Source organism: Lentzea sp. NPDC051208 (genome assembly GCF_040682435.1).
GTDB lineage: Bacteria > Actinomycetota > Actinomycetes > Mycobacteriales > Pseudonocardiaceae > Lentzea > Lentzea kristufekii.
Genome location: NZ_JBFBAW010000045.1, coordinates 1 through 1,659 on the forward strand (window position 1 = coordinate 1; position 1,659 = coordinate 1,659).

The 1,659-nt window shown below is 67.9% G+C and carries 1 protein-coding gene; it reads left to right on the forward strand.

The window, feature by feature from the left end:
* Positions 1-158: 158 nt before the first annotated feature.
* Positions 159-1,646: an IS4 family transposase gene (locus AB0M48_RS45460; protein ID WP_363855606.1), complete on the forward strand. Its 1,488-nt coding sequence runs from the start codon at positions 159-161 to the stop codon at positions 1,644-1,646.
* The last annotated feature ends 13 nt before the right edge of the window (positions 1,647-1,659 follow it).

Sequence of the window (1,659 nt, forward strand, 5' to 3'; positions counted from 1 at the left end):
CAATGCCTGGAACTTAAGGCTGGGCGGCGGAGGGTGTTGATCACGGTTCGGCTGTGATCGGTGTGGTGGCCCGGACAGGCAACGAGGCTCCGGCTAGGACTGGTGATTGTCGAAGTCAGCAGTCTGGGCCAGGAGCCTCGTTGTCTGTTCATGCTGTCATGCCCGCAGGGTGGTCCTCGCCGGTGGGTCGGTTGTTGTCGCGGTCCGCACTGGGCCTGTTGTCGTGTGTGGTGCCACCGGCGTTGGTCGATGAGGCGTTGGCGGTGTCGGGCCGTGACGAGCGGCGGTTCCGGGCGCTGCCGTCGCGGCTGGGCATCTACTTCGTGCTCGCGTTATGCCTGGTGCGCACCCGGTCGGCCACCGCGACGATCAGGGAGATGTTCCCGCTCGAGCGGCTTGTCCGGTTGTCCGTGCTGGGCTGGCGGCTGCCGTCGAGCACCGCGCTGACCGCGCTGCGGGACCGGATCGGTGTGGTTCCCTTCCAGTTGCTGTTCGGCGCGCTCGCTCAGGCCACGCCTGTCCAGGCCAGGTCGTGGTCGCATGCGTTCGGGCTACTCGTGTGTGCTTGGGACGGCACCGAGATCGAGCTGGCCGACACCGCCGCCAACCGCGAGCAGTTCCCGCCCCATCAGCGCAAAGACGTCTTGCGCGGGCTGCCGAAGACGCGGGTGCTGGTGCTGCTGGCCTGCGGCGGCCGCCGTCTGCTGGGTGCGGCCACCGGGCCGGTCGCCCGCGGCGAGAGATTCCTGGCCGAGCAGCTCATCGGACGGCTGCACGCCGGGATGCTGCTGCTGGCCGATCGCGGCTTCCTGAGCCACGCGTTGTGGACCACGTGCCGTGCCCGCGGCACGCACTTGTTGTGGCGGGCCAAGCAGGATAAGCCGATTCTGCCGGTGCGGCAGGCACTGCCGGATGGATCGTGGCTGTCGGTGCTCTACGACCCTGACGACGCCCGCAACTGGCGGCGTAACGTGCGCCGCAACAAACAACACGGGCACCGCCCGCCCACACCCCGCCCGATCAAGGGGATCGTCGTGCGGGTGGTCGAAGCACTGATCACCGTCACCGCCGACGGCGAGACCCGGACCGAGAAATACCGGCTGGTCACCAGCCTGCTCGACCCCGCCACCGCTCACGCGCAACAGCTGGTGGCCCTCTACGCCCGCCGCTGGGCCGCCGAGACCGGCATCGGCGAGATCAAAACCGTGCTGCTGGCCAAGCGGGCACTGCGCGGCCAGACCCCGATCCGCGCCCAGCAAGAACTGTGGGCCACCCTGGTCATCTACCAGGCGATCCGGCTGCTGATCGGCCACGCGGCACTCACCCAGGAACTGGACCCGTCCCGGATCTCTTTCACCGCCGCCCGTGACACCGTCGAGCACGCGATCACTACCACGCCCGCCGACGCCGCCAGGCATCTCGACTGGGTGGCACATGACCTGAGCCGGCAACTGGTCACCGTCCACACCCGCCACCGGATCTTTCCCCGCGCGCTCAAGAACACCTACGCGCGCTATCCCTGGCGCGGAAAAACCCGGCAGCTGACCAGCAACAACGCCAGCTACCAGGTCCAAGTACTTCCCACAACGACCTCAACAACAGCTGCTACCCACCCGCCAAACACAAGCAGCCCCAGAGCCGCTTAAGTTCCAGGCATTG

Excerpts from the sequence above, each read along its gene's own strand:
- AB0M48_RS45460 (WP_363855606.1), top strand. The coding sequence starts at position 159 with ATGCCCGCAGGGTGGTCCTCGCCGGTGGGTCGGTTGTTGTCGCGGTCC.